This is a genomic window from Streptococcus sanguinis (genome assembly GCF_050220005.1).
Taxonomy (GTDB): Bacteria; Bacillota; Bacilli; order Lactobacillales; family Streptococcaceae; genus Streptococcus; species Streptococcus sanguinis_Z.
In genome coordinates this window covers 138,540-160,800 of record NZ_CP071413.1, presented here as the reverse complement: position 1 = coordinate 160,800, position 22,261 = coordinate 138,540, and the positions used below count along the sequence as shown (strand labels likewise).

The 22,261-nt window shown below is 42.3% G+C and carries 22 protein-coding genes and 1 tRNA gene; 3 read left to right on the top strand and 20 right to left on the bottom strand.

Going from position 1 to position 22,261, the window contains the following annotated elements; translation table 11 throughout:
* Positions 1-60: 60 nt before the first annotated feature.
* Complete coding sequence (gene rpsB, locus J1C86_RS00880; protein WP_002894015.1) at positions 61-843, bottom strand: 30S ribosomal protein S2; 783 nt, start codon at positions 841-843, stop codon at positions 61-63.
* Between the two features lie 307 nt (positions 844-1,150).
* On the opposite strand from rpsB, the gene J1C86_RS00875 reads away from it, so the two are divergent.
* Both J1C86_RS00875 and J1C86_RS00870 read left to right on the top strand, forming a co-directional pair.
* Positions 1,151-1,221: transfer RNA gene (locus J1C86_RS00875), tRNA-Cys, on the top strand.
* Between the two features lie 134 nt (positions 1,222-1,355).
* Positions 1,356-2,120, top strand: coding sequence for a hypothetical protein (locus J1C86_RS00870; protein WP_125409055.1), 765 nt, complete (start codon positions 1,356-1,358; stop codon positions 2,118-2,120).
* An 85-nt stretch (positions 2,121-2,205) separates the two neighbouring features.
* On the opposite strand, the gene nusG is transcribed toward J1C86_RS00870, so the two are convergent.
* From nusG to pbp2a, 4 genes are all read right to left on the bottom strand, one after another.
* A complete protein-coding gene (nusG, locus tag J1C86_RS00865; RefSeq protein WP_002894018.1) occupies positions 2,206-2,742 on the bottom strand; it encodes a transcription termination/antitermination protein NusG in 537 nt (178 codons plus the stop codon).
* A 258-nt stretch (positions 2,743-3,000) separates the two neighbouring features.
* Positions 3,001-3,180 (bottom strand): preprotein translocase subunit SecE, encoded by a 180-nt coding sequence (secE, locus tag J1C86_RS00860; RefSeq protein WP_002894022.1) that lies wholly within the window; start codon positions 3,178-3,180, stop codon positions 3,001-3,003.
* A 9-nt stretch (positions 3,181-3,189) separates the two neighbouring features.
* The gene (gene rpmG / locus J1C86_RS00855) at positions 3,190-3,342 is read right to left on the bottom strand and encodes a 50S ribosomal protein L33 (protein WP_002894024.1); all 153 of its coding nucleotides are present in this window, start codon (positions 3,340-3,342) and stop codon (positions 3,190-3,192) included.
* Positions 3,343-3,410: 68 nt separating this feature from the next.
* On the bottom strand, positions 3,411-5,639 hold the full coding sequence (gene pbp2a / locus J1C86_RS00850; RefSeq protein ID WP_002926340.1) for a penicillin-binding protein PBP2A: 2,229 nt from the start codon (positions 5,637-5,639) through the stop codon (positions 3,411-3,413).
* Between the two features lie 176 nt (positions 5,640-5,815).
* Between pbp2a and J1C86_RS00845 the strand changes: the two genes are divergently transcribed.
* Entirely contained in the window at positions 5,816-6,691 is an 876-nt protein-coding gene (locus J1C86_RS00845; RefSeq protein WP_185757508.1) for an RluA family pseudouridine synthase, read from the top strand.
* A gap of 74 nt (positions 6,692-6,765) precedes the next feature.
* Here the strand turns inward: J1C86_RS00845 and J1C86_RS00840 are convergent, their stop codons facing one another.
* From J1C86_RS00840 to J1C86_RS00770, 15 genes are all read right to left on the bottom strand, one after another.
* Positions 6,766-7,740 carry an acyltransferase family protein gene (locus J1C86_RS00840; protein ID WP_125409051.1) on the bottom strand — a complete coding sequence of 325 codons (975 nt, stop codon included), beginning with the start codon at positions 7,738-7,740 and terminating at the stop codon, positions 6,766-6,768.
* Positions 7,741-7,893: 153 nt separating this feature from the next.
* Complete coding sequence (locus J1C86_RS00835; protein ID WP_125409049.1) at positions 7,894-9,303, bottom strand: lipopolysaccharide biosynthesis protein; 1,410 nt, start codon at positions 9,301-9,303, stop codon at positions 7,894-7,896.
* A 10-nt stretch (positions 9,304-9,313) separates the two neighbouring features.
* Entirely contained in the window at positions 9,314-10,399 is a 1,086-nt protein-coding gene (locus J1C86_RS00830) for an NAD-dependent epimerase/dehydratase family protein (protein ID WP_185757507.1), read from the bottom strand.
* The gene (ispD, locus tag J1C86_RS00825; RefSeq protein ID WP_002899243.1) at positions 10,380-11,102 is read right to left on the bottom strand and encodes a 2-C-methyl-D-erythritol 4-phosphate cytidylyltransferase; all 723 of its coding nucleotides are present in this window, start codon (positions 11,100-11,102) and stop codon (positions 10,380-10,382) included. Before ispD ends, J1C86_RS00830 begins: the two co-directional genes overlap by 20 nt.
* A complete protein-coding gene (locus J1C86_RS00820; protein WP_125401751.1) occupies positions 11,099-12,424 on the bottom strand; it encodes an O-antigen polymerase in 1,326 nt (441 codons plus the stop codon). Before J1C86_RS00820 ends, ispD begins: the two co-directional genes overlap by 4 nt.
* Complete coding sequence (locus J1C86_RS00815; protein ID WP_125347092.1) at positions 12,424-13,347, bottom strand: LicD family protein; 924 nt, start codon at positions 13,345-13,347, stop codon at positions 12,424-12,426. Before J1C86_RS00815 ends, J1C86_RS00820 begins: the two co-directional genes overlap by 1 nt.
* Before the next feature lie 5 nt (positions 13,348-13,352).
* Positions 13,353-14,312: a glycosyltransferase family 2 protein gene (locus J1C86_RS00810; protein ID WP_125347093.1), complete on the bottom strand. Its 960-nt coding sequence runs from the start codon at positions 14,310-14,312 to the stop codon at positions 13,353-13,355.
* Between the two features lie 90 nt (positions 14,313-14,402).
* On the bottom strand, positions 14,403-15,203 hold the full coding sequence (locus J1C86_RS00805; RefSeq protein ID WP_185755764.1) for a glycosyltransferase: 801 nt from the start codon (positions 15,201-15,203) through the stop codon (positions 14,403-14,405).
* Between the two features lie 43 nt (positions 15,204-15,246).
* Entirely contained in the window at positions 15,247-16,107 is an 861-nt protein-coding gene (locus J1C86_RS00800) for an NAD-dependent epimerase/dehydratase family protein (protein ID WP_125406517.1), read from the bottom strand.
* A 6-nt stretch (positions 16,108-16,113) separates the two neighbouring features.
* Positions 16,114-16,719, bottom strand: coding sequence for a sugar transferase (locus tag J1C86_RS00795; RefSeq protein WP_002908523.1), 606 nt, complete (start codon positions 16,717-16,719; stop codon positions 16,114-16,116).
* A 15-nt stretch (positions 16,720-16,734) separates the two neighbouring features.
* A complete protein-coding gene (locus J1C86_RS00790; protein ID WP_125409047.1) occupies positions 16,735-18,537 on the bottom strand; it encodes a polysaccharide biosynthesis protein in 1,803 nt (600 codons plus the stop codon).
* A 38-nt stretch (positions 18,538-18,575) separates the two neighbouring features.
* Positions 18,576-19,274 (bottom strand): polysaccharide biosynthesis tyrosine autokinase, encoded by a 699-nt coding sequence (locus J1C86_RS00785; protein WP_002911466.1) that lies wholly within the window; start codon positions 19,272-19,274, stop codon positions 18,576-18,578.
* Between the two features lie 10 nt (positions 19,275-19,284).
* A complete protein-coding gene (locus J1C86_RS00780; RefSeq protein ID WP_002894051.1) occupies positions 19,285-19,980 on the bottom strand; it encodes a Wzz/FepE/Etk N-terminal domain-containing protein in 696 nt (231 codons plus the stop codon).
* 7 nt (positions 19,981-19,987) lie between these two features.
* Positions 19,988-20,719, bottom strand: a complete 732-nt coding sequence (cps4B, locus tag J1C86_RS00775; protein ID WP_002916691.1) for a capsular polysaccharide biosynthesis protein Cps4B — start codon at positions 20,717-20,719, stop codon at positions 19,988-19,990.
* On the bottom strand, positions 20,716-22,224 hold the full coding sequence (locus J1C86_RS00770; RefSeq protein ID WP_125409045.1) for an LCP family protein: 1,509 nt from the start codon (positions 22,222-22,224) through the stop codon (positions 20,716-20,718). The genes cps4B and J1C86_RS00770 overlap by 4 nt, the downstream gene beginning before the upstream one ends.
* Positions 22,225-22,261 lie beyond the last annotated feature (37 nt).

Genomic DNA, 22,261 nt, shown 5'->3' with positions numbered 1-22,261 from the left:
ATTTTTTAATGTAAATAAAGGAGCTGGGCTGAGCCCCGCCCCTTTAGGTTAGTTTACTGATTATTCGTTTGAACCTTCAACAACTTCAACGATTTCTTCGATAGAATCTGCTTGAGTTTCAGTTGCAGCCAATTCTGCTTCTACTGATTCAACGCTATCTTCACCTTGACGGCCTTCGATAACAGCATCAGCCATTTTCGCAGTGATCAATTTAACCGCACGGATTGCATCGTCGTTCGCTGGGATGATAACATCGATATCATCAGGATCAGTGTTAGTATCAACCATAGCAACCACTGGGATACCTAATTTCTTAGCTTCCTTAACAGCGATTTGCTCTTTATGAGGGTCAACTACGTACATTACATCTGGGATACGAGGCATGTCTTCGATACCGCCCAAGAATTTTTCAAGACGAGCGCGTTGTTTGTTGAGAAGAGCGACTTCTTTCTTAGGAAGAACTTCGAAAGTTCCGTCTTCTTCCATGCGTTTGATTTCTTTCAAACGAGCTACACGTTTTTGGATAGTAGACCAGTTTGTAAGAGTTCCACCCAACCAACGGTGGTTGATGAAGTATTGACCTGAACGTTCTGCTTCTTCTTTGACAGCGTCAGCAGCTTGCTTCTTAGTACCAACGAAGAGGATAACTGCATCGTTAGCAGCAGCATCACGCATAAAGTCGTAAGCTTGGTCAGCATACTTTACAGTTTGTTGCAAGTCGATTACGTGGATACCGTTACGCTCAGTGAAGATGTACTTAGCCATCTTAGGGTTCCAGCGACGAGTTTGGTGACCAAAGTGAACACCAGCCTCAAGAAGTTGTTTCATTGAAATTACTGCCATGAGTAAATTCTCCTTTTTGTTTTTTTCCTCTTTTAGATTTCAGCTCGCAGGACCACCCAAGGGCAACAGTCCCACAATTCATCTAAAATGAGTATTTTGCCATTTACACGGCACCTTTTATTATAACAAAAGCACAGCTCTTTGACAAGGCGTTTGCCAGATTTTCTGCCACTAAGAATGAATTCTACCTCTCATTAGAAAATGTATTTCCCGAAGAGTTCTGAATAGCAGCGTCTAACATTTTCTGCTTTAGCTATGAAAGACTCTTGACGAAAGCAAGTATTTACGATAGAATAATAAGAGTTGTGGCGGTATAGCCAAGTGGTAAGGCACGGCTCTGCAAAAGCTTGATCGTCGGTTCAAATCCGTCTACCGCCTTCAAAAATACATTTCTAGAAGCCCACCAAAGGGCTTTTTTCATTTCATTTCCTATTGTTTCTAGCAAATTTTGCTGATATAATGTAGATTGTAAAATTACCATTCATCATCAGCGAAAGGAAAAAAGATTGATTATGAAAAAAGTTAGCTTCTATGCCCTCAGCCTTCTCTCTCTGCTAGCTCTCTCAGCCTGCATGCCTGCCAAGCAGACGCAGCAAAGAAAAAAGACGCCTAGCTCCCTCAAAGCCTCAAAAAGTTCATCCTCTAAGGAAACATCCAGCAAATCATCTAGCAGTAGCTCTAGCACCTATGAAAGTAGTGATGAGGTATTTCAGAAACGTGCTACCTTTGATCCAGATGATGCTTCTGCACTACAATACATACCAGATGCAGCTTCTATTCCTGAATTAGAGAAAATAAGAAATTTTCATATTTCCACTGGCTTTGTCATTCAGGTAAACGGAGAGGATATCAATGGTGACAAACCTAAAACGTCTTACGATGAGGTAACAGCAGCTCTAGGCCAATCTACATTCAGCACTGATGAGAATGACCCTGGCAACTCTGTCAACATCTGGCACACAGACAACGGAGACATTATGTGCTACTTTACCAATAATGTCCTGACGAATTTGAGTTTTAGTCTAAAAGACGCTCAGCCAGCCAAAAGTAGCTATTCTAGCATCACCACATCCGACACTCCAAAGACAGCTTTCGACAAGCTTGGTCGTCCGGAAATGATTATGCGTTCAGAACGCGAGACAACCTATGTCTATAAGAATTCCAATGACGAACAGTTTAGTTTCTCTACTCAGAACAATCAAATCGTTGGGGTAATGTCTACCTATCAAATGAAACAAACCAAAGACATTATTGACTCCGTCATTAAGGATAAGTAATCTTCTAATCAGTTCCAAAAACATAAAAATCCAAGATCTTTTCAGTCTTGGATTTTATTTTTGACTACGATAACAACTTCGTCGATTAAAGCTCTGCAATTTGGCTAAGATTAACTTCAGCCACGGTGTCATTGCCAAACATGGAAATAATCATCTTGACCTTGTTATTATCAATCTCCGTAATCTTACCTGTATAGTCAGTAAAGGCACCATCTATGATACGAACGGTATCCCCAACCTTGACATCCAAGTCAAATTCCTGCACTGTTTGCCCCATGGAGATGAGAATGTTGCGAATTTCTTCCTCCAAGAGTGGTGTTGGTTTAGAACGGTTTCCATGTGAGCCGACAAATCCTGTTACATTCGGAGTATTCCGCACGACAAACCAAGCTTCGTCTGTCATTACCATTTCTACCAAAACATAACCCGGAAAGCGATTTTCTTCGATTTCCTTGGTCTTGCCATTTTTCTCTACTTGCACGGTCTGAGTAGGGATTTCCACGCGCAAGATATTTTCCAGCATATTATAAGTCTGAGCGCGCTGCAAAAGATTTTCTTTTACCTTGTTTTCATAACCTGAATAGGTCTGCAGTACAAACCAGCCTTTGTCAAAACTGTCCATGAGTTCATCCTTTCCTAAATAAAAAAGCCTGCGGGCTTCTGCTTCTTTCTAGCACTATTATACCATAATTTCCTCAAATGCAAAGGAATTTAGTAACTATTTGCCAGACAAATCAAAGCCTTGTAATCTGATTACATTTTTTGAAAAATAAAAGAACGAGTAACTAGTGATATACGCCAAAATCCCACCTACTCACAATAGGTGGGACCTTGAATGATATACCTGTCGCAGGATTCTTTTCTATTTCCTCTACAGGTATTAAGAGAAAATATTCAGAATCTGGAAAAGACCGCTTGCCACTACTTTGTCAAAGATATAGATGATTACTACAAAGAATGCAGTATATTCCATGACAGAGATAAAATCTGTCCATCTTTCTTTTCGGGTAGGCCAAGTTGTATCTTTCAATAGTTTAAAAACATCTTTAAAGAATTTCACAACAATCTCCTATCTAGTTTCTTTATGCAGCGTGTATTTACTGCAATGCTTACAAAATTTATTAACTTCTAAACGCGTTGGTTTTGGAGTGCTACTGAGCTTAACCGAGTAGTTCCTAGAACCACAGACTGTACACGCTAGACTCGCTTTTTTTAATGCCATAACGCCTCCATCTTCCTTATTATAGCAGGATTCTATGCTTTTGACAAGCCGTTCAGCTCTTTTAAATCCTATTGAAACCAGCTGGTAACAGTATCCCAGAGATTCTTAGCTTTCTCAGGAATACCAGTGTCATCAATGGCTTTCTTGGCTTCATCCACCAGATTTTGAGCTCGGTCCTGAACGTCCTGCAGGAAGTCTTTGTTTTCAGTTGTAGTACCCGTTTCCTCCGTACCATAGGTGTCCACAGGGGCAATACCGTTGGCAGCATAGGCATTCTTCTGCCCTTCAAAGGATGTTCCTTCTGTATATGGCAGGATGCTATTGGCAACATTTCGGAAAACTGCCGAGGCTTCATTCGCGCTGGTTCCAGTCAGATAGTGGGTTTCGTCAGTTTTTGGAAAGCCTAGCCACTGGCTGATAACCACATCCGGTGTATAACCAATCACCCATTGGTCACCAGATAGATCTGGGTTAAAGTCCGTTTCAGTCGTACCGGTCTTACCAGCCATTGTATAACCATACGGAGCCGCATAAATACCTGTACCGTTCGAGAAAGTCCCCAGCATCATGCTGTTCATCTTGTCAGTAGTCGAGCCATTAAGAACCCGAGTCGAGGTTTGGCGATGGGTCTTGACAACCTGACCACTGGCATTTTCAATTTTTGTAATGAGATGGGCATCATTCATCACGCCACCGTTGGCAAAGACTGAATAGGCCTGAGCCATCTGCATTGGATTGGTTGTAACTCCGCTTCCTAGAGCCACGCCCAAGGTCTTATCAACCTTGTCCATATTCAGACCAAACTTTTTCCCGTACTCAAAGGCCTTGTTAATGCCTAACTCATCTACAGTTGAAACAGCTGGAATGTTCAGAGATTCTGCCAAGGCTTGATACATTGGAACTTTAGGGGAGCTTTGGATATTGCCGTAGTTGTTAATGGTATAGTCGCCAAAGGTGGTTCTAGTATTATCCAACTCCTTATCTGTCGGCCAACCAGCAGCTACGGCCGGACTGTAAGCAACCAAGGGCTTGATAGTAGAGCCAGGGCTGCGGGAGGACTGGGTTGCATAGTTAAAGCTTCTGAAAGTCGAGCCTTCTGCACTATTGACTCGGCCAACTAATGCCCGCACACCGCCAGTTTTTGGATCCAAGGCAACACTGCCTGATTCAGCCATAGTGCCATCTTCTGCTACAGGAAAGAGAGAGACATTGCTGTAAATAACCTGCATGCTGGCTTGGTAGTTCTGATCCAATTCAGTATAGATTCGATAGCCATTATTAACAATCTCTTCTTCAGTTAAGCCGTAGTCATTGACAGCTTCATTGATGACCGCATCGAAATAGGATGGATAGCGATAGTCTTCTGACTTACCAGCATAAGCATCAACCAGCTGACCACCGATTCCTACAGCTGCAGCCTGATCGGCCGTCCCCTGATCAATAAAGCCTGCAGCAACCATATTTTGCAGCACCGTATTACGGCGATTGGTCGCATTTTCAACTGAATACAGCGGATTATAAATCTCTGGTCCCTTGAGCATACCAGCCAGAACAGCCGACTGGTCCAAACTAAGCTGACTAGCCGAAACTCCGAAATATTTCTTAGAGGCATCCTCCACACCCCAGACACCATTTCCAAAATAGGAGTTATTGAGGTACATGGTCAGGATTTCCTGCTTGCTGTATTTCTTATTGATTTCCAGAGCCAGGAAAAATTCCTTGGCCTTCCGCTCAATGGTCTGGTCCTGAGACAGATAGGCATTCTTGGCCAGCTGCTGGGTAATGGTAGAACCCCCACCCGAGCGACCGGCTGTCAGGATAGCTAGGATAAAACGACTGTAGTTAATCCCGCCATTCTCATAGAAAGTCCGGTCCTCTGTCGCGATGACAGCATTCTGCAGATCTTGACTAATCTCAGTCAGCTCAACATAGGTTCCTTTCTGACCAGACAGACTTCCTGCTTCATTACCATCCTTGTCAAAGATGAGCGTGGTAGCTTTGAGGGCATTCTGCAAATCCTTGACATTGGTCGTCTTAGCCACATAAAAGAGATAGCCGCCGACCACCAGACCAAAGGTCAAGCCGAGAATCAGGAATATCTTGGTCAGATGAAACCTGCGCCAAAAACGGCGGATAGGGTGCTGAGAGAGAGGTTTCTTCTTGGTCTTGCCCGAACGGCTGAGACCAGACTTAGCCTGCTCTTCTGTCAGCTCTACCTCCTCTGCTGCTTCTTTTTGAGGTTTCTGTATAGTAAAATAATCTACTAACTTTTCAAACAAATCTTTTAAATTCTTCATAAACCTTATTTTATCACCTTATTTAGGTGCAGACAAGAAAGTACCCTATTTCCTGTCTGATTTTTAGTTATTTTTAAGAAAAAGGGTATATTAAATAGCCTTTTAAAGCCCTCTGCAGCAAGTTTTATCCGACACTGCCTATTTCCAAAGTTATGGCTTTCTGCTACAATAAATGTATGAAATTTACACTGACCATCCCAGATGGACTGCCCGCTATGACAGTCAAAGAGCTGCTGGAAGAACAATTTCTCATTCCGCGAAAAATCCGTCATTTTCTGCGGACCAAGAAGCATGTGTCCGTCAACGGTCTAAGTATCAATTGGCAGACTGTAGTCAAACCTGGAGATGATATCCGCCTGATATTTGATGAAGAGGATTATCCTCAAAAGACAATCTTGTTTGGAAATGGCGAACTCGTAGAAGAGCTCTATCAGGACCAGCACCTCATTATCGTCAATAAACCCGAGGGGATGAAAACCCATGCTAATGAACCAACAGAGCTCGCCCTGCTTAATCATGTTTCTGCCTATGTCGGTGAGACCTGCTATGTCGTTCACCGGCTGGATAAGGAAACCAGCGGCGCTGTCCTCTTTGCCAAGAACCCCTTTGTCCTGCCCATCCTCAATCGACTGCTGGAAAAGCGAGAAATCAACCGCGCATATTGGGCTCTGGTTCAAGGCAAGTTCCCAGCTAAAAATCTTATCTATAAAGACAAGATTGGCCGCGACCGCCATGATCGCAGAAAACGGCTGGTTGACCCCCGAAAAGGACTCTATGCAGAGACCCATGTGACTAGGCTCAAGCAACTTGGGCAGGCTGCCTTGGTCAAATGCCAACTCAAGACTGGCCGCACCCATCAGATCCGTGTTCATCTAGCTCACCACGGACACCCACTTATCGGCGACCCCCTTTATCATCCGCAGCCTAAAGGGCGGCTTATGCTCCATGCCCATCGCCTGACCTTCACCCACCCTTTTACGCTAGAAAAAATAACCGTCGAAGCTCGCTCTGACAGTTTTGAAAAAGTATTGAGCAGTCTGAACCCAAGATAGACCAAGAAAAGCAACAGTATTCTCTGTTGCTTTTAGTTCGGAGTCAAAGCGAAGATAAGCTATGACAGCTTACATCACTGAGCCGGAAGTGCACTGATAAGTCTGGGCCTGATGGTTTTCTGAAAAGCTATGCTCAGCAAATAAGACAGTAAGAAAATGATAAAAAAGCCAAAACTATAAATAGTATTCCGAGGCATTATCGACCTGAAAATGAAGATAATAAAAGGATGGATGATATAAATCATGGTGGCGTACTTTTTGGCAATATTATTCAAAATCGGAATATCAATATTGGTCCCGTTTCTGACCGCATAGAGGAAAATTGCACTGGAAGACAAAAGGGTACTAGGATAGAGGTCATACCCCGTACCCATGAAACAATACTCAAGCAGAATCAAGCCTGCTATTCCCAAACCAATCGCCCATTTCCTGACAGACGACAAGTCGTAGGCTAAAATCCGATCCCGATGCTTGGCAAACTGCATCCCTAGAATGAAAAAGGGAAGACCCATAAACAGGAAGTTGCGATAGTAAAATTCGCTATCTGTATTGAACTCGATACAAAAGGCCAGAACCAACAAGAATAAGGACACACCAAAGCTAGTTAAGCGGTGGAAATGCTTATAAAAAATCAGATAAAGCGTGTAGATATAAGAAATCGCCAGCAAATACCAGGTCGGTGTAGCGGCCGAGCCAATCAAGTCTCTGGGACTGTTAAAGAGGAAAAAGTCTGCAAAATCAGACAGGTCTACAGATGCCATCTTTTCTGTTAGCTCTCTGGTCAGCACTAGGTTGACAAAATGCACAATCGTGTAAAATAGGAGACTGGCAGCTGTCAAAAGAAGCATCTGCTTGAGACGATACTTTACCTTATCTTTGGAAATATTAAAGGAAAAATAGCCCGACAGCATCATGAAAAAGGGAACTGCAAAACGAGCCACAATTTGATAAAAAACGCCAAATTGCCCCGGCAGCAGAAAGTGTAAGGAAACAATACTAAAGCAAGCTAGGGCCTTGAAAGCGTGCAAAGTTGTGTTTTCAGTCTTCATGCAGACATTATAGCATGTTTATTATTACAGCTCATCAAGACCAGATTACACGCCCGTTAAAAAACATATCAATTGATGACAGGGGAGTGCATATAAAAAGCCCAGACAGGGCTTAGCGTTTAGATTGTTAAACTATTTATAATTTCTCGAGCATCAACGAGCCCGCAATTGCTGGAGCAGGCCTTTCAAACTTTGGTATTTGTAAATGCTATAGGTCAGATAGACAAAACCGTAGGCTACTGCAGCAAGATAAACTGATAAAAACCAATTCGAAGCAATAAATACAAGTGTCATTAGCAACTCAACCCAGATATCTTTGACGACTTCGATCTGCATCCTCTTGGCTAAGATTAGCTCTGCCAATATACTCCTAGTCGCCAGCAATAGCACGATAGACAGCACTGTAGCATTCAGATTGCGCAGAGAAACTGCAAAAATCAAGGTAGTAGCAAAGCTTAAAAGCATGGCAATAACATTTACTTTAAAAATCTGCCTCTCCATTCGCAAGGCTTTTAAGTAGGTATTGATAAGCAGAGCCATCTTGCCCTCGTAGACAGACATAGGAAAGACCAGAGCCATAAATATCAAGGACTCTCTGTAAGCCGGTAGCCAGCTGTCCAAAGCTATTTTCAGAGGATAATACAGCAAAAGCACTCCAAACATAAGAACCATAAGGACATTCCGCAACTGATTGTAAATCTTAGGCAACTTGCTTTCGTCCGTCCGTTTCAAAATCGGAAAGATGACCAAACCGATAGCGTTGATAAAGGTCATCAGCAGATTGGAAATGCTCAAGGTCAAGGATACTTTCCCAAATGTAGCAATGTTCCATACCTTTTGAATCCCCATTCGAACCGTCCCGATAATGAGCATACTGGCTACATTTGATAGCATCAGATTGATTCCGACAGCAATATTGCAAACCGTTTCCTGTATATCAAGCTTAAATTGATTGAGAGGTCGCAGGGCCATATCTCGGCATAGATACATGGCATAAAAAAGAGAAGCAACTCTACCAATCAAATCTGCATAGACCATAATTTTGAAGTCTCGGAAACCCACGAAAATAAAGACCAGTAAAAGCAGTAAATAGAGGAGGCGGTCTCCACTGACAACATAGGAACTTTCCTTTAGTCGATTAGTCATCTGCAGAATGTACACAAAGAGAAAGCGCAGATTGGTGACCAACATGGTATAAACCAAAAGTATAAAAACAAACCGACTGCTCTCATCTCTAATAAAGGCAGAAGTCCCTAAGAAAAATAAAATTCCAATCCCTGTCAGATAGATCAAAAGCATGAGAAACTGAGAGAAAAACTTTTCTTTATCCAGATCATCATACTCCAAACCACCGTAGCGAAGGTAGATTCCGTCCACCCAGCCCAGATGAACAAAACCGGCATAGGATAAATAGAAAATATAGAGTTGCCAGTAGCCATACTCCTCTACACCCATAATCTTAGGCAAAATCAAGACAACCAGAGAAGAAACTATTACTGTCAGCAAATTGGACAAGACGACATAGGAAAAATTAGCTATTATTTTTTTAAATCCACCAGACAAATTAGCCCTCCTATTTCTTCCTATCTGATGCCATGCTCTCAATCAACCGTAAAAACATGGTTTCTAAATCAGTATGAGCATGCCAGCCCAAACTCTCAAGCTTGTCCGCATTGAGACGAATCTTAACTGTCGGATTATAGCCTAGCTTTTCCACATCCTCTGCCAAATCAAAGACTAACTTTGTTTCATTGCTACCGCTTAGTTCAATAACCATTTTCGCCATCTCACGAATGGAAATAGCCGTCTCTTTATTGGCGACATTATATGCTTGACCTGCTTGGCCTTTCAGCAGAATGTAAAATATGGCTTCAATAGCATCTTTGGTATAGCAGTAGTTACGAACAGTCTCTCCTTTAGTTCGGAGGACAATATCTCTCTTTTCAAGGACAGCACGCGCAAACTGTGCAAAAACTCTGTTGTCTTCATAGCTCACACCTGGGCCAAAAGTTTGTGACAAACGAGCCATTTTCACTGGCACCTGATACTGATGACAATAGCCTACACACAAGGACTCTGCCATGCGCTTGCTTTCCGAATAACTGCTACGAACACTGGTTGGATCCAAATAACCGTAATCTTTCTCGCTAATGCTGGAAGCTTCCGGATTTGTCGTCCCGTAGACTTCCAGAGAAGAGAGATAGACCATACTGCGAACCTGCTTATTTTTAGCCAGCTCCAGCAGTTTTTTCGTTCCATTTATGGCTAGATCAATTGTCTCCACAGGATGCTTAACGAAAAAAGAGGAGTCCGTCGCACTGGCTCCATGGATAATATAATCCAAATCCTCCTCTATCTGCCAATCTGACAGCAAGTCAGCATACACTAGCTGCAGATTCTCACTATGTAAAAAATCTTGAAATAGATCTTCCGCTTTTTTCTGATTTCGCGCCAAGGCCACTACTCTGACATTGGCATCGTACAAATCGTTTAAAGCCATCAAAGCGGAAATGCAGTGTCTCCCTATAAGTCCGGTTGCTCCAGTTACCAAGACTGTAACATTGCTCAGTTCTCTGAGAATAGGACTGACAGCAGCTAGGTCTTCCATATCCTTTTGTAAAATCGTATTATTTCCCATATCAACCAAAAATTTGTGCATTTTCACGCGCTTCGTAAATCGCTCTAAAAATATAAAAATCAGATGGAGTCGTAATTTTAATATTTTCGCTGCCCCCCATAACTGTATGCAGAGGGAGTCCAAAATAACGAGCCAGTGTCGCAGAATCCGTCATATCAAACTGATTCTCTGCCTGAGCTTTTAAATGCAGGGAGTGAATCTTCGAAAGCGCGAAGGTTTGAGGGGCGACAGCTGTCTGACAAGTGGAACGCTCAATAACCTGATTAATAACATCCGCCTCATCGACCTGAATAACCGTTTCGATAACCGGCTTAACCGTAATAGCTGCCCCATACTTTTTGGCCGCCTCAATATTTTTAGAAATGATTCCCCCGTCAATCAAGGGGCGAACACCATCATGAATCAACACATAGTCGTCATCGTTCTTGTACTTTTCCCGTAAGACAGATAGACCATTAAAAATAGACATTTGTCCAGTCTTTCCACCAGGAACCACTTGACTGACTTTTTTAATATTGAATCGAGCTAATAAATCTCTGCAATAATCCAGCCAGCCGTCTACACAGACAACCACAATGTCCGATACTGCCGGATGGTCTTCAAAATGCTCAATCGTATGAATAATAATAGGCTTACCGTGCAACTCTAAAAACTGCTTGGGTAAGGTCTTGGTATTCATGCGGCTGCCTGTGCCGCCTGCGAATATCAGAGCTGATGTCGTCATACCGATACTTTCCTTCCTCTCGTTGTAAATCGTACTCTACTCAGTAAATCAGCTGCCATATAAATCACAAAAGCATAAATAATCCGATTAATATGGGTTGTCAGCAATGACAGCAACGTTTCCTGAAAGAATGAAATGACCAAAGGATACGCAAATAAAGCGAAAACAATAACCTTTAGCGGGGTGAAATAGCGTTTTTTGATAGAATAGTAGAAACTTCCGTAAAAGAAGCCATATAAAAGCTGAAAGATAGGGACTGAGAAATAGCCAAAATCCTTGATAAAGTAGTAATAAATGGTGTAAACATTGGTTTTATCGTCGTTAAAATGAACAACAGGCAAGAAAGGTGTCAGCTCATGGCTAGACAGACCAAGGGATTTCAAAGTTCCATAGATAGCAATAAGAGTATTTTCTCCAAAGACTTGATTATCGCTATAAAGAGTAGGATTTTTCAGATAGTAGTCTAAAGCCTGGATGGGAGAACCCATATATTTAACCAAATTATCCAAAATTCCGAACTCTGCCCGACTATCCACTCGATTGAGAACAAAGGTTCCAACCGCCATAAATAAGACAAGGAATACAAAGCCAATTATCAGCAAAGAGCGAAAAAGCTTCACACCATACCTGCTGTCTTTCCACGAATAATACTTCGAGAAAAACAACATATATACAATAGCATAGCCTGCAACCAAGCCCAGCAACTCCGTACGCCCAGTAGACAAAAGGGAAATACCTAAAGAAATCAGACTAACCAGCAGTAACTTGCCCTTGTAGAAAATGCCATCTTTTCCTGAAAAAAGAGATTCACAGAAAAAGTAGAAGAAAACAATTCCTAAGGAAAAGTTAACTCGCAGCAAATTGAGGCTAAGGCGACTAAGAGAGAAATCATAATTTGTAGTCATATGCCGAGCCAATTCAATGGTTTTAAACAATCCCCCAGGTACCTGCTTGCTCTGCGCCGCCAAGTAAAGCAAATCGGAATAAATAAACCTGACCGCATAAGCCAAAAACAAGAGAACTAAAATAATGAAAAAATTACTCACCTTTATTTGACTAGGTTTGGCGTCCAACTTCCTCTCAGCAAACAAATTCGATGACAAGAGGACTCCCATTAAAAAAATGGCATTCCCAACAAAGATAACAGTGACCGTTATCAGAGAAAGTCCCTCTCCCCATTTGGATGAATAAAATGCAGTAAAAACGCTTGCTATCATCCATATTGCCAGATATATAAAAGCCGGGTTAGCATAGTCTCTCCCTACTGTTTTGATTGTCAAAAACAAGAGGAAAAGGCCACCCAAAATTAGTAAAAAAACCATTATCTTCCTTCTATTAATTCAACCCAATTATCTCTCAGTCTGACATGACGTTCTGTCTGTTCTTTTTTTTCAGGCGGTGTCATGTAATCACCGTAGCGATTGGTCAGATACTTGTCCGCATCATTAGGTCCATCGAACTCATAGCCTTCAAAGGAATACTTCTTAGCTGGATAGAAACTTTCATAGTCGATAGTCTCTCCCAAATAGCCTTTTACACCATAAGCAATTGTTATTTTTGAAGTCTTCTTATTAGACTGGATGAGTTTTTCCATCAACTTATACATATTAGCCGGCCCCATGATAAAAGAAGGGAAGCCTATCAGTCTTCTAATCCAAAGATTTTGTCTAAGTTCTTTAGATTCTTTAGCCATATAGGTCAGATGCGGAGTAAACTTCGTATAGCAGCGTGAGCTATTGTGTGACAAATCCAAGGCTCTGAATAGAAGACCCTTGAGCTTGCGAAGCATGTTATTCTCTGGGACAAAGTCAATTGGCAGCATATCAAGATAAAGATGTTTCTTTTTACTGAAACCTTCTCCTAAAACATCATAGTAGGTCAGTGACTTGCTCTGCAGCTTTAGAACCTTAAAGACACTGTCTGTCGCATCCGCAGGAGAGATTAGCTCGAAGTCCTCGCTGTCCGCAAAGATTTCCTGCAGACGATTGTAGTCCTCTCGGAACATCACCAAGTCGATATCATCGTCCCAAGGGATATAGCCCCCATGTCGCAAAGAACCAATCAAGGTCCCTGCAACCATGTAGGAATGAATATGATGCCGACGACACTCTGCATCAAATTTTTTATACATTTGTAAATAGGCTTTTTGTAAAACCTTTAATTTATCATTCGTAATTTTCTGATACATGGGGCTGAAGCGTTCTCCCAAAGCCAACTCCCATTCAATCTTACTGGTTCCTCTCATTTTTCTTACCTCCCAAACTTTTTCAATAATCTCCTAGCAACTCCATTCAGTGAATAGGTGTATACCAAATCACTGATGAAATCTTTTATTGTTCGATACTCCCTTATTTGAAACATCAGGCTCAAAGCCCAAAATGGATTTCTAGACTGTAATAATTTCAGTCTAAGATTGGTCAAGGCCAAAGCCCTAGCAAGCTGGCGATGATCCGCCTCAGAAATCTGGCGCTCTTCTGCGATTTTTTGCACGGACTCATAGCGACTGATGACCTTCTGTAAATAGTTAATCCTAGATAACCTTGTTTTATTAAAACTGAGCGACGACGCAGACTGGGTTACATTCGCCTGATGAATGCGATGCTGATCTAGAAGATTGTCCAAGCAAACAACTTTTCCATACAATGGAGCCAGCATACCAAATAAAACATCATGATAGTCAAATCCAGGATAATCCGTATACTGTTGCTCTAAAATATCAGTCAGTACCGACTTTCTAAAAGCTGTCTGATAACCTGACGGCCAATTTTTCAGAAGCCAAGCTAGATTTCTTTCTCGACATTCTCCTGAAACCTTAGGTTCCTTGATGACCTGACCTTTTTGATCAATCAAGTAAGACTGGCCATACACCATAGCAGCGTCTGTTTCTAACAGTACTTTCTGCAAGGCAGCTGTTTTATCAGGCAGCCATTTATCATCCTGATCAGCGAAAAAAACAATATCATGCTCAGCCAAACTCGCTAATTTTATAAAAGTTCGATAATGACCCAAATTTTCCTGATTTTCAATCAGCTGCCAATCCGTCAGTTGATGCTTGGTGATGTAATCCCTGATTAACACCACTGTCTGATCTGTCGAACAGTCATCACAGATAATGACCTGATCAGGCTTCAGCTTTTGAGTGCGGATAGAGTCTAGTTGCTCCAAAATAAAATCCGCCCCATTATAGGTCGCCATCACGACAGAAATCATTTCTCCCTCCTTCCTAAACTTTTCATCCCATATCCCCCTAACTTCTAGCTTTCTCCCTGTCTAAGCTAGACTGCTCTGTCTGTAAAGTCATTACTTTCTTCTAAGCAGATACTTATAAATGAACGCTTTTATCCAAATAGGTGTTCCCACAAAAGCACGAATCATCACCATATTTTGATAATATTGCCCTCGGTTCAACATATCATGTGACAGCAAAAAATTATTGACTACTTTCCAGCTGGCAATCTGCTCTGTCTGGCTTCTTCTTGTATGCATGCCGTTTCCGACACGAGCATAAACCAAGACCTGATTAAGATTGGCGAAACGACATCCCTGAGCAGCCATTCTCGCCCAAAGATAATAGTCTTCCACTAAAGGCAAGGGCTTGTAATTGCCTGCTTTTAAAACAGATGATTTCTTGAAAAATACCGTCATGTGACAGAAAGGATTTCTCCGCTGCAACCTTTTGATAATCTCTTCATGAGAAAGCGGCATTTGTTTCTCTGCCACTATTTGATCTGGTTCCGTGTCAAATTCTATAATATTTCCACCCAGAACATCTAACTGCGGATGCTGCTCAATATAGTCAACTTGTTGTTGAAAACGATCCGGTGTCGCAATGTCATCTGTATCCATTCTAGCAATCCAGTCATAAGAACAAGCCTCAACTCCCTGATGCAAAGCTTCTCCCAATCCGACATTTTCCTTTAAGGGTAGAACTTTCATCTCTGGAAATGTTTCCTTGAAATCTTGAATCGTCTGATACAGCTCTTCTGTCAGCGGTCCATCCTCTACAAGGACAAGCTCATCTGGCTTGCGGCTCTGCTCTATAAGAACGCTATCTAGACTCTTTCTTAAGAAATCCGGATTCTCCTTCTGATAGACAGACATCAATACCGAAAACTTCACTTACAATCCCCCCAATCATCCTAAACTAGTTTCCCTTCTCCGTCTTCTCAATAGACCTCCTAAAATTTGCTACCTGATAAGACTGAGGATAGCTAGACATCTCTTTTTCATAAGTTAAATCTGAAAACAGCTTATTCAGAGTCGAAACATAGCGGGACAGTCCTTTTAAAATCCAGTTAAATGCAGGCAGCAAGGCTACTCTCTGGCCATGAGTCCTTTTTATTTCTTTGACTAGCTGAGAGGTATTGACATAGTCCTGATTTTGAGGATAGAAGACACCACTGTCTTGATTCTGAACAATCAGTCTGATAAACTCACAAAGATTGTCGATATAAATCATACTACGTTCGTTCTGGACCAAAGGGAAGACTGGTAGCTTCTGAGCCAACTTTGACAGTCGCTTATAATTTCCCTTAGCTTGATAACCATAAACCATGGGCGGCCGTAAAACTGCCAATTTGAAATCTTCGCTCTCCAATTCCGCCAGAAGTTGCTCAGCAGCTAGTTTGCTTTTGCCATAAAAAGAATCAGGACGCTCTTGTGTGTCTTTTGTGATAACCCGGTCTCCCAAAACTTCGCCATAGACACTCATACTGCTCATAAAGATAAACTGTTTGACACCTTCGCCTTTAGCCTTTTGAGCTAATTCATAAGGTAGCTGAGTATTGACTTGCTTATATACCGACTCCATCTCTTTTGATGGGTTGGAGATATGGACAATCGCCGCCAAATGCAAAATTACATCAAAAGACGAAAAATCTTTCTCCTTCCAAGTTTCTCCGCGGACGTCCAGCTCATCAACCTGAACTTCCTCCCGTGAAGAAACATACCTCTTAAAGCTCCGGCCGATATAGCTACCCTCTCCCGTAATTAATATTCTTTTCATCAGCCCTTAATCTTTCTTTTCCATATTTCCCGTGCCACCTTCAACAACACCTTCACTCTTAGCAACACTCTTAATGGTGCCAAAGAAACAGCGGACATCTAATCCAAAAGACAAATGCTGGACGTAGTAGCCGTCCAACTCAGCTTTCTTGGCAATCGGCAACTCATCTCGCCCGTGAATCTGAGCCCATCCTGTCAGACCTGGCAAAACATCATTTGCTCCATAGCGGTCTCGCTCTTCAATCAAATCATACTGATTCCAAAGAGCCGGTCTTGGACCTATGATACTCATGTCACCGACAAAAATATTCCAAATCTGAGGCAACTCATCCAGAGACGTCTTCCTAAGAAACTTCCCAACCTTTGTAATCCATTGCTCAGGATTTTCCAGCAAATGCGTTGGGGTATCCTTAGGTGTATCAATTCGCATCGTTCTGAATTTCAAAATATAGAAGTGTTTCTTATGCAGACCGACCCGCTTCTGTTTGAACAAAACTGGTCCTTTTGAATCCAATTTAATAGCGAGTACTAGAAGCAGAAAAAACGGTGATAAGACAATCATTCCTAAGAATGACAAGACTATATCTAATGTTCGTTTAAAAAATTTATACATGATTATCCTAAAAACTTATTGCTGTGCAAACTTTACCAAGCTGTCCTTAAGGTCATTTGCACCAAGAGACAGAAGAGAGTCCACATAGGAATCCACCTCTATCTTGGGTAACGACTGAACATTCCCTACAAAAATCTTTTCATAGACTTGATCATTGACCTTTTCCTTGGCGGACAAGAGCTCTTCATATAGCTTTTCGCCCGGTCGAATGCCTGCTTCCTGAATCTGAATCTCCTCTTCAGTATGGCCGCTGAGTGTGATCATCTTTTTAGCCAAGTCCAAAATTTTCACAGGCTCGCCCATATCCAAGACAAAAACCTCTCCCCCTTGCATCAAGGCTCCAGCCTGAATCACCAAGCGGCTGGCTTCTGGTATCGTCATGAAATAGCGTGTCATTCGAAAGTCCGTCACGGTGATAGGACCTCCCTTGGCAATCTGCTCCTTGAACAAAGGAACAACACTACCTCGACTGCCCAAAACATTCCCAAAGCGGACAGCTGAGAAAAGAGTCTTTCCTTCTTCATTTAAACTGGTTACGACCATTTCTGCTACACGCTTAGTTGCCCCCATAACATTAGGCGGGTTGACCGCCTTATCTGTAGAAATCATGACAAATTTCGCGACACCAGCTGCCTTTGCTGCTTCTGCTACATTTCGTGTGCCGTAGATATTGTTTTTGACCGCTTCTGTCGGATTGTACTCCATCAAAGGAACATGCTTATGAGCTGCTGCATGATACACTCGATCAGGGCGATAGGTTTCCATAATATGGAAAATCCTCTCTCTATCTTGAATATCTGCAATGATTGGAATCAGCTCAATATCATCTTTATAACGGCTTGACAGCTCCTTGTGAATCAAATAAATTGAATTTTCTCCATGACCTAGAAGCAGAAGCCTAGCTGGGCAGAATTGAGCAATCTGACGACAAAGTTCCGAGCCGATAGAGCCACCGGCCCCTGTAACAAGCACTGTCTTGCATTTAATATTGGACTTCAAACTTTGCTGATCCAGCTTAACTTCTTTACGCCCTAACAGATCTGCAATATCAATTTCCTGAAGTTTGCTGACAGATAGTTTCCCCGTAATCACCTGTTCATACTTAGGCATGGCATTGACCTTGACCTCCGTCTGTTGGCAGTACTCTACGATTCGTTCGTAGTCATCCGGAGCCAACGAAGGAATGGCAATGACAATTTGTTCGACTTCATAATTCCCTACAATTTCAGGTATCTGCTCAGTTGTTCCTACAACTTTTACTCCATGAAGATAGGTATTTTGCTTATTCTTATCGTCATCTACAATCGCGACTATCTTCAAATCTTTTGATTTTTGCTGGGCTGTCTTGATAAAAAGACTAGCACCATCCCCTGAACCAACAACAAGGGTCTTCGTCCCATCTACTTTCTTACCCAGTAAGGCTGAAGGGTGCTGCACGAATTCATGAATCTCCCGCCAAGTCAGCCTTGAAGCAATAACCAACAAAAATGATAGCAGCATAGAAAGGACAATATATCTACTGTTTGTGGATTTGTAAAAAATTTTCTCTGCAATGTATACAATTGAGTAAGCTCCCAAAATTGAGCCCCCCACTCGAAACATTGTTTTGTAATCTGTATACCTTGTAATGGTAGAAAAGACATTCGACAGTGTTGCAAATGTCAAATACAATACAATAATCCCCATTAAAATAGAGACAAAAGATAAATCCGTTATCCCGACATATTTTGCTAAGAAGAATTTTGAAATCCCCTGACTTATACTGAGCAAAATAATATCAACAATAATTAAGATGACTCTTTTTCTCGCTCTTGTCATGTTCCTAATCTCCCAATTATCCTAAAACTCTTTAATCCCTATTTCCCATAATTGCCATAGCTGCCGTATCCCCCATAAGTTCCGTAGGCGCCATAGCGTTCCAAATCAATGTTATATTTATTGAGGACAACACCCAAAAAAGGAGTTCCCGTTTGTTCCAGCTGCTCTTTAGCTTTCATCACTGCTTTTCGTTTGATATGACCTGCTTGTGTCACCAAGAAGCTTGCATCGCATTTCTGAGCGATGATAGCCGCATCAATGACCAGACCAATCGGTGAAGTATCCACAATGATATAGTCATAACGGACACGTAAGTCAGTCAAAAGCGCATCAAACTGCTTGCTTTGCAAAAGCCCCGTCGGATTAGGTGATACTGGACCAGATAAGATCACATCTAGGTTGTCCAGATCTGTATCGTTGATAACTTCATGCAGGGCAGCCTGTCCTGACAGATAGTCCGTCAGTCCTGATACTTTTCTCTGACTGCTAAACACACCGGACATGACTGAGTTACGGATATCCGCATCGATCATCAAGGTCTTGTGACCAGCTCTGGCAAAGGCGGCTGCGAGGTTCACTGAGGTTGTAGACTTTCCTTCATTTGCCGTCACCGAGCTTATTTCGACCATTTTGATATTGGCGCCACTCAGCTGTACATTAGTACTTAGAGCATTGTAGTATTCCTCGGTTAGTTTGACAAGGTTCCTTTTTTTCCTAACTAATTCTAAGGTTGCCATTTTCTCTCCCTTACATTCTGTTCATATCTGGGATAACGCCCAACAGCGTCAAGCCCATGACTTCTTCAATGTCCTCTGGCTTCTTCACCCGATCATCCAGGATTTCGACAGCGATGATAAAGATTGACATCAGGACGCTGCCCCCTAAAAATCCTAAGATAACATTACGCCGAATATTTGGTGAAGAAGGCTCTGCTGGGACTGTTGCTTCTTCCAAAGTTGTCACATCAGAAACTTTTGTCACCTCGATGATTTTCTCAGCGGCGATATTACGAAAGGCATTGGCAATGCGAGCCGCTTCCTCTGGATTGTCATCCTTAACTGTAATCGAAACGATACGAGTATCCGCCGGAACGGAAACGGTGATGTGACGCGTCAGCTCTCTTGGCGACGTTTGCAGTTTCAGCTCACTAATTGCCTGTGATAGAACCGCCTGTGACAGAATGATTTCCTTAAAGTCTTTAACGAGGTATGAACCCGCCTGCAGGTCCTGATTAGTCAAAGCTGCCTGCGTTTCGTTCTGACGGCTAACCACATAGATGCGTGTGGTGCTCTGATACATTTTCTTAGCAATAAAGACGCTATAGCCAAAAGCCAGCAAAGAAAAGAGCACAGCTCCCAATACGATGGTGAACTTTTTCAGCCATAAGGCTCTCAGCAAGGACAGAATATCGATTTCTACGATTTGCTTTTCTTGTTTTTCCATTTTTCCCCTAAATCAATTCATTTTTCAATAATAATGCTTGGTTACCGCCAAAGAGGGCCTCTGCCCGGCGGGAACCGTATTTCTTAGCGACGATGTCAAAGGCCTCCTTCATAAAGGGCGGTCTCTGGCTTAGATTGTGCATGTCGCTGGCAACAAAGTGGACCAAGTCCTTCTCCAAAAAGAACTGAGTCCGTTTTTTCATAAATTTATGCGAGTCTCCAAGCAGCTTGGGCTTCAGAACACTGGAGCTGTTAATCTGAGTATAGCAGCCCATATTAATGAGTTCCTGCACCTTCTTTTCATCATTTTCCAGGCAGTGATAGCGCTCAATATGAGCAAGGACCGGTGTTAGACCTAAGCGCAGAATCTGAGCCAAACCTTTATGGATGTCTTTATAAGGCGTTGCCATGCTAAACTCAATCAGCACATAGCGTGTGCCAGCTAGACTGGGGAAAATCCCTTTTTCCAACTTATCCGCCACATCGCTGGTGTAGTAAATCTCTGCCCCATAGAGAACCGTCAAGTCAGGCGCTACAAGCTCTGCTAGTTCTTTTACCATTTTAAAGTTAGAGCTAATGGTATGTTCAGGCGTTTCAAACATGCCCTTTCTGCGATGAGAAGTAGAGATGATGGTCCGAACTCCCTGTCGATAGCTTTCTTCCAGCAATTTTTTGGAATCCTCAAAATTCTTAGGGCCATCGTCCACATCAAAGATAATATGAGAATGGATATCAATCATGGTGTTGTTCCTTCTATTACCTGCTGAATCGCTGCCTTAGCATTGTCAAGGCTTTCTGGCTGGATTTCCATCATGTAGAGATTGGAATCTGGCATAGCATAGGATGGTAGATCCATGCGGCCATTTCCGCTGATAGCTTGTGACTGAACTTGATAGCTTCCACCTGACTCCAGCTGGGTATTGACCAGATTCATAAGAATAGGCAGCTCCATATTGGTCTGGATAGAATCTTGCAAGCCGGAAATAATCTCATTGTAGTTCTTCAAAGCACTGGTTGAAGTCAGCTTTTTAATGACTGCTTCGATAACCTTTTCTTGATTTTTTCCGCGGTCATTGTCGCCCCCCTGAAGAGAATAACGCTCGCGAACAAAGCCTAGTGCCTGATCTGAGTTCATATGGACTTTCCCTACTGGGAAATGATGATTGCCGTGTCGGCTGGTAAATTCTTGGTCATTTTCAACATCAATCCCACCCAGCAGGTCAACCAGCTTGAGGAAGGAAGTGAAGTTCAGACGAACATAGTAGTCAATGCGAATACCGTAAAGATTTTCCAGCGTATGGACAGAAGCATCTACTCCGTAAATCCCTGCATGGGTCAGCTTGTCCATCTGTCCGCCTCCTCCATCTGCAATCGCCACATAAGAATCACGAGGAGTTGTCGTCAAGAGAACTTTCTTGGTCTTGCGATTGACCGTCATGATGATATTGACATCTGAGCGAGAGACAGATGAAATCGAGCCATAAGTGTCAATACCGCTGACATAGATATTGAAGACATCCGCATTGGCAGCATCCCTGCGCTTGCCTGTCTCTACTTGACGGGTGATTTTATAAGTATAGATTTTCTTTATCTTTGAAGCATAGTCAGCATCATGAGAAGCCAGCATGTCTCCAAACGAGCTATTGAGGGCAATGGCCTCAGTCTCTTGATTGATGAGGGCCTTGTAGGCTGCGATATAAGACGAGCTGTTTTCCACTGTGAGTTCTGTCTTTTTAGTCTTCTTGATGTGGTCCAGAAGAGCTGTCACATTGTCCTTATCCCCATTTTCAGTCGGAGCTGTCAGCTTCTTCAGCTGAGTTACATCTGATTTATCGCTGTCTATCCGGACATAAACGGCCATTTCAATTTCAGAGTAATTTGAGGTGGAGTTCACACCTCTAGATAAGTCCATCAGCTCCTTGACCCCGTACATGGCTCCTGAGGATACCAGCAAGGTCACAAGCAAAAGTAAGGTTGTCAGAACTTTGAACTTATTTTTCCATACAAAGAAGGCTGCCAGTAAAATAACAGCCGCCAAAAGAGCAGACAAAATAAGGTTCAGGTGATGAAACGCCAGAACATTATTTTTAAATATAGAAAAAACAAGCAAACCTGAAACCAAGCTTACCAATGACAGTAAAGCTGCATTAAAGAGCCTAAGCTTCTTCCCCTTTTTAGAAGCAGGCACATTTCTCCTATGTTGATTCATAATTCTCCCTTTTTCTCCCCTGAGATATAAATACATTTTATTATATCATAAATGCATTATGATACACTAAAAT

What these genes read in the sequence shown, in the direction of transcription:
- J1C86_RS00820 (WP_125401751.1), bottom strand. Translation starts at nt 12,424, where the DNA reads ATGGTTTTTTTACTAATTTTGGGTGGCCTTTTCCTCTTGTTTTTGACA.
- J1C86_RS00780 (WP_002894051.1), bottom strand. Translation starts at nt 19,980, where the DNA reads ATGGAAAAACAAGAAAAGCAAATCGTAGAAATCGATATTCTGTCCTTG.
- pbp2a (WP_002926340.1), bottom strand. Translation starts at nt 5,639, where the DNA reads ATGAAGAATTTAAAAGATTTGTTTGAAAAGTTAGTAGATTATTTTACT.
- J1C86_RS00770 (WP_125409045.1), bottom strand. Translation starts at nt 22,224, where the DNA reads ATGTATTTATATCTCAGGGGAGAAAAAGGGAGAATTATGAATCAACAT.
- cps4B (WP_002916691.1), bottom strand. Translation starts at nt 20,719, where the DNA reads ATGATTGATATCCATTCTCATATTATCTTTGATGTGGACGATGGCCCT.
- J1C86_RS00845 (WP_185757508.1), top strand. Translation starts at nt 5,816, where the DNA reads ATGAAATTTACACTGACCATCCCAGATGGACTGCCCGCTATGACAGTC.
- nusG (WP_002894018.1), bottom strand. Translation starts at nt 2,742, where the DNA reads ATGGACAGTTTTGACAAAGGCTGGTTTGTACTGCAGACCTATTCAGGT.
- J1C86_RS00800 (WP_125406517.1), bottom strand. Translation starts at nt 16,107, where the DNA reads ATGAAAAGAATATTAATTACGGGAGAGGGTAGCTATATCGGCCGGAGC.
- J1C86_RS00830 (WP_185757507.1), bottom strand. Translation starts at nt 10,399, where the DNA reads ATGCACAAATTTTTGGTTGATATGGGAAATAATACGATTTTACAAAAG.
- J1C86_RS00785 (WP_002911466.1), bottom strand. Translation starts at nt 19,274, where the DNA reads ATGGCAACCTTAGAATTAGTTAGGAAAAAAAGGAACCTTGTCAAACTA.
- ispD (WP_002899243.1), bottom strand. Translation starts at nt 11,102, where the DNA reads ATGACGACATCAGCTCTGATATTCGCAGGCGGCACAGGCAGCCGCATG.
- J1C86_RS00790 (WP_125409047.1), bottom strand. Translation starts at nt 18,537, where the DNA reads ATGACAAGAGCGAGAAAAAGAGTCATCTTAATTATTGTTGATATTATT.
- J1C86_RS00840 (WP_125409051.1), bottom strand. Translation starts at nt 7,740, where the DNA reads ATGAAGACTGAAAACACAACTTTGCACGCTTTCAAGGCCCTAGCTTGC.
- J1C86_RS00810 (WP_125347093.1), bottom strand. Translation starts at nt 14,312, where the DNA reads ATGATTTCTGTCGTGATGGCGACCTATAATGGGGCGGATTTTATTTTG.
- rpmG (WP_002894024.1), bottom strand. Translation starts at nt 3,342, where the DNA reads ATGGCATTAAAAAAAGCGAGTCTAGCGTGTACAGTCTGTGGTTCTAGG.
- rpsB (WP_002894015.1), bottom strand. Translation starts at nt 843, where the DNA reads ATGGCAGTAATTTCAATGAAACAACTTCTTGAGGCTGGTGTTCACTTT.
- J1C86_RS00795 (WP_002908523.1), bottom strand. Translation starts at nt 16,719, where the DNA reads ATGTATAAATTTTTTAAACGAACATTAGATATAGTCTTGTCATTCTTA.
- J1C86_RS00815 (WP_125347092.1), bottom strand. Translation starts at nt 13,347, where the DNA reads ATGAGAGGAACCAGTAAGATTGAATGGGAGTTGGCTTTGGGAGAACGC.
- J1C86_RS00805 (WP_185755764.1), bottom strand. Translation starts at nt 15,203, where the DNA reads ATGTCTGTCTATCAGAAGGAGAATCCGGATTTCTTAAGAAAGAGTCTA.
- J1C86_RS00870 (WP_125409055.1), top strand. Translation starts at nt 1,356, where the DNA reads ATGAAAAAAGTTAGCTTCTATGCCCTCAGCCTTCTCTCTCTGCTAGCT.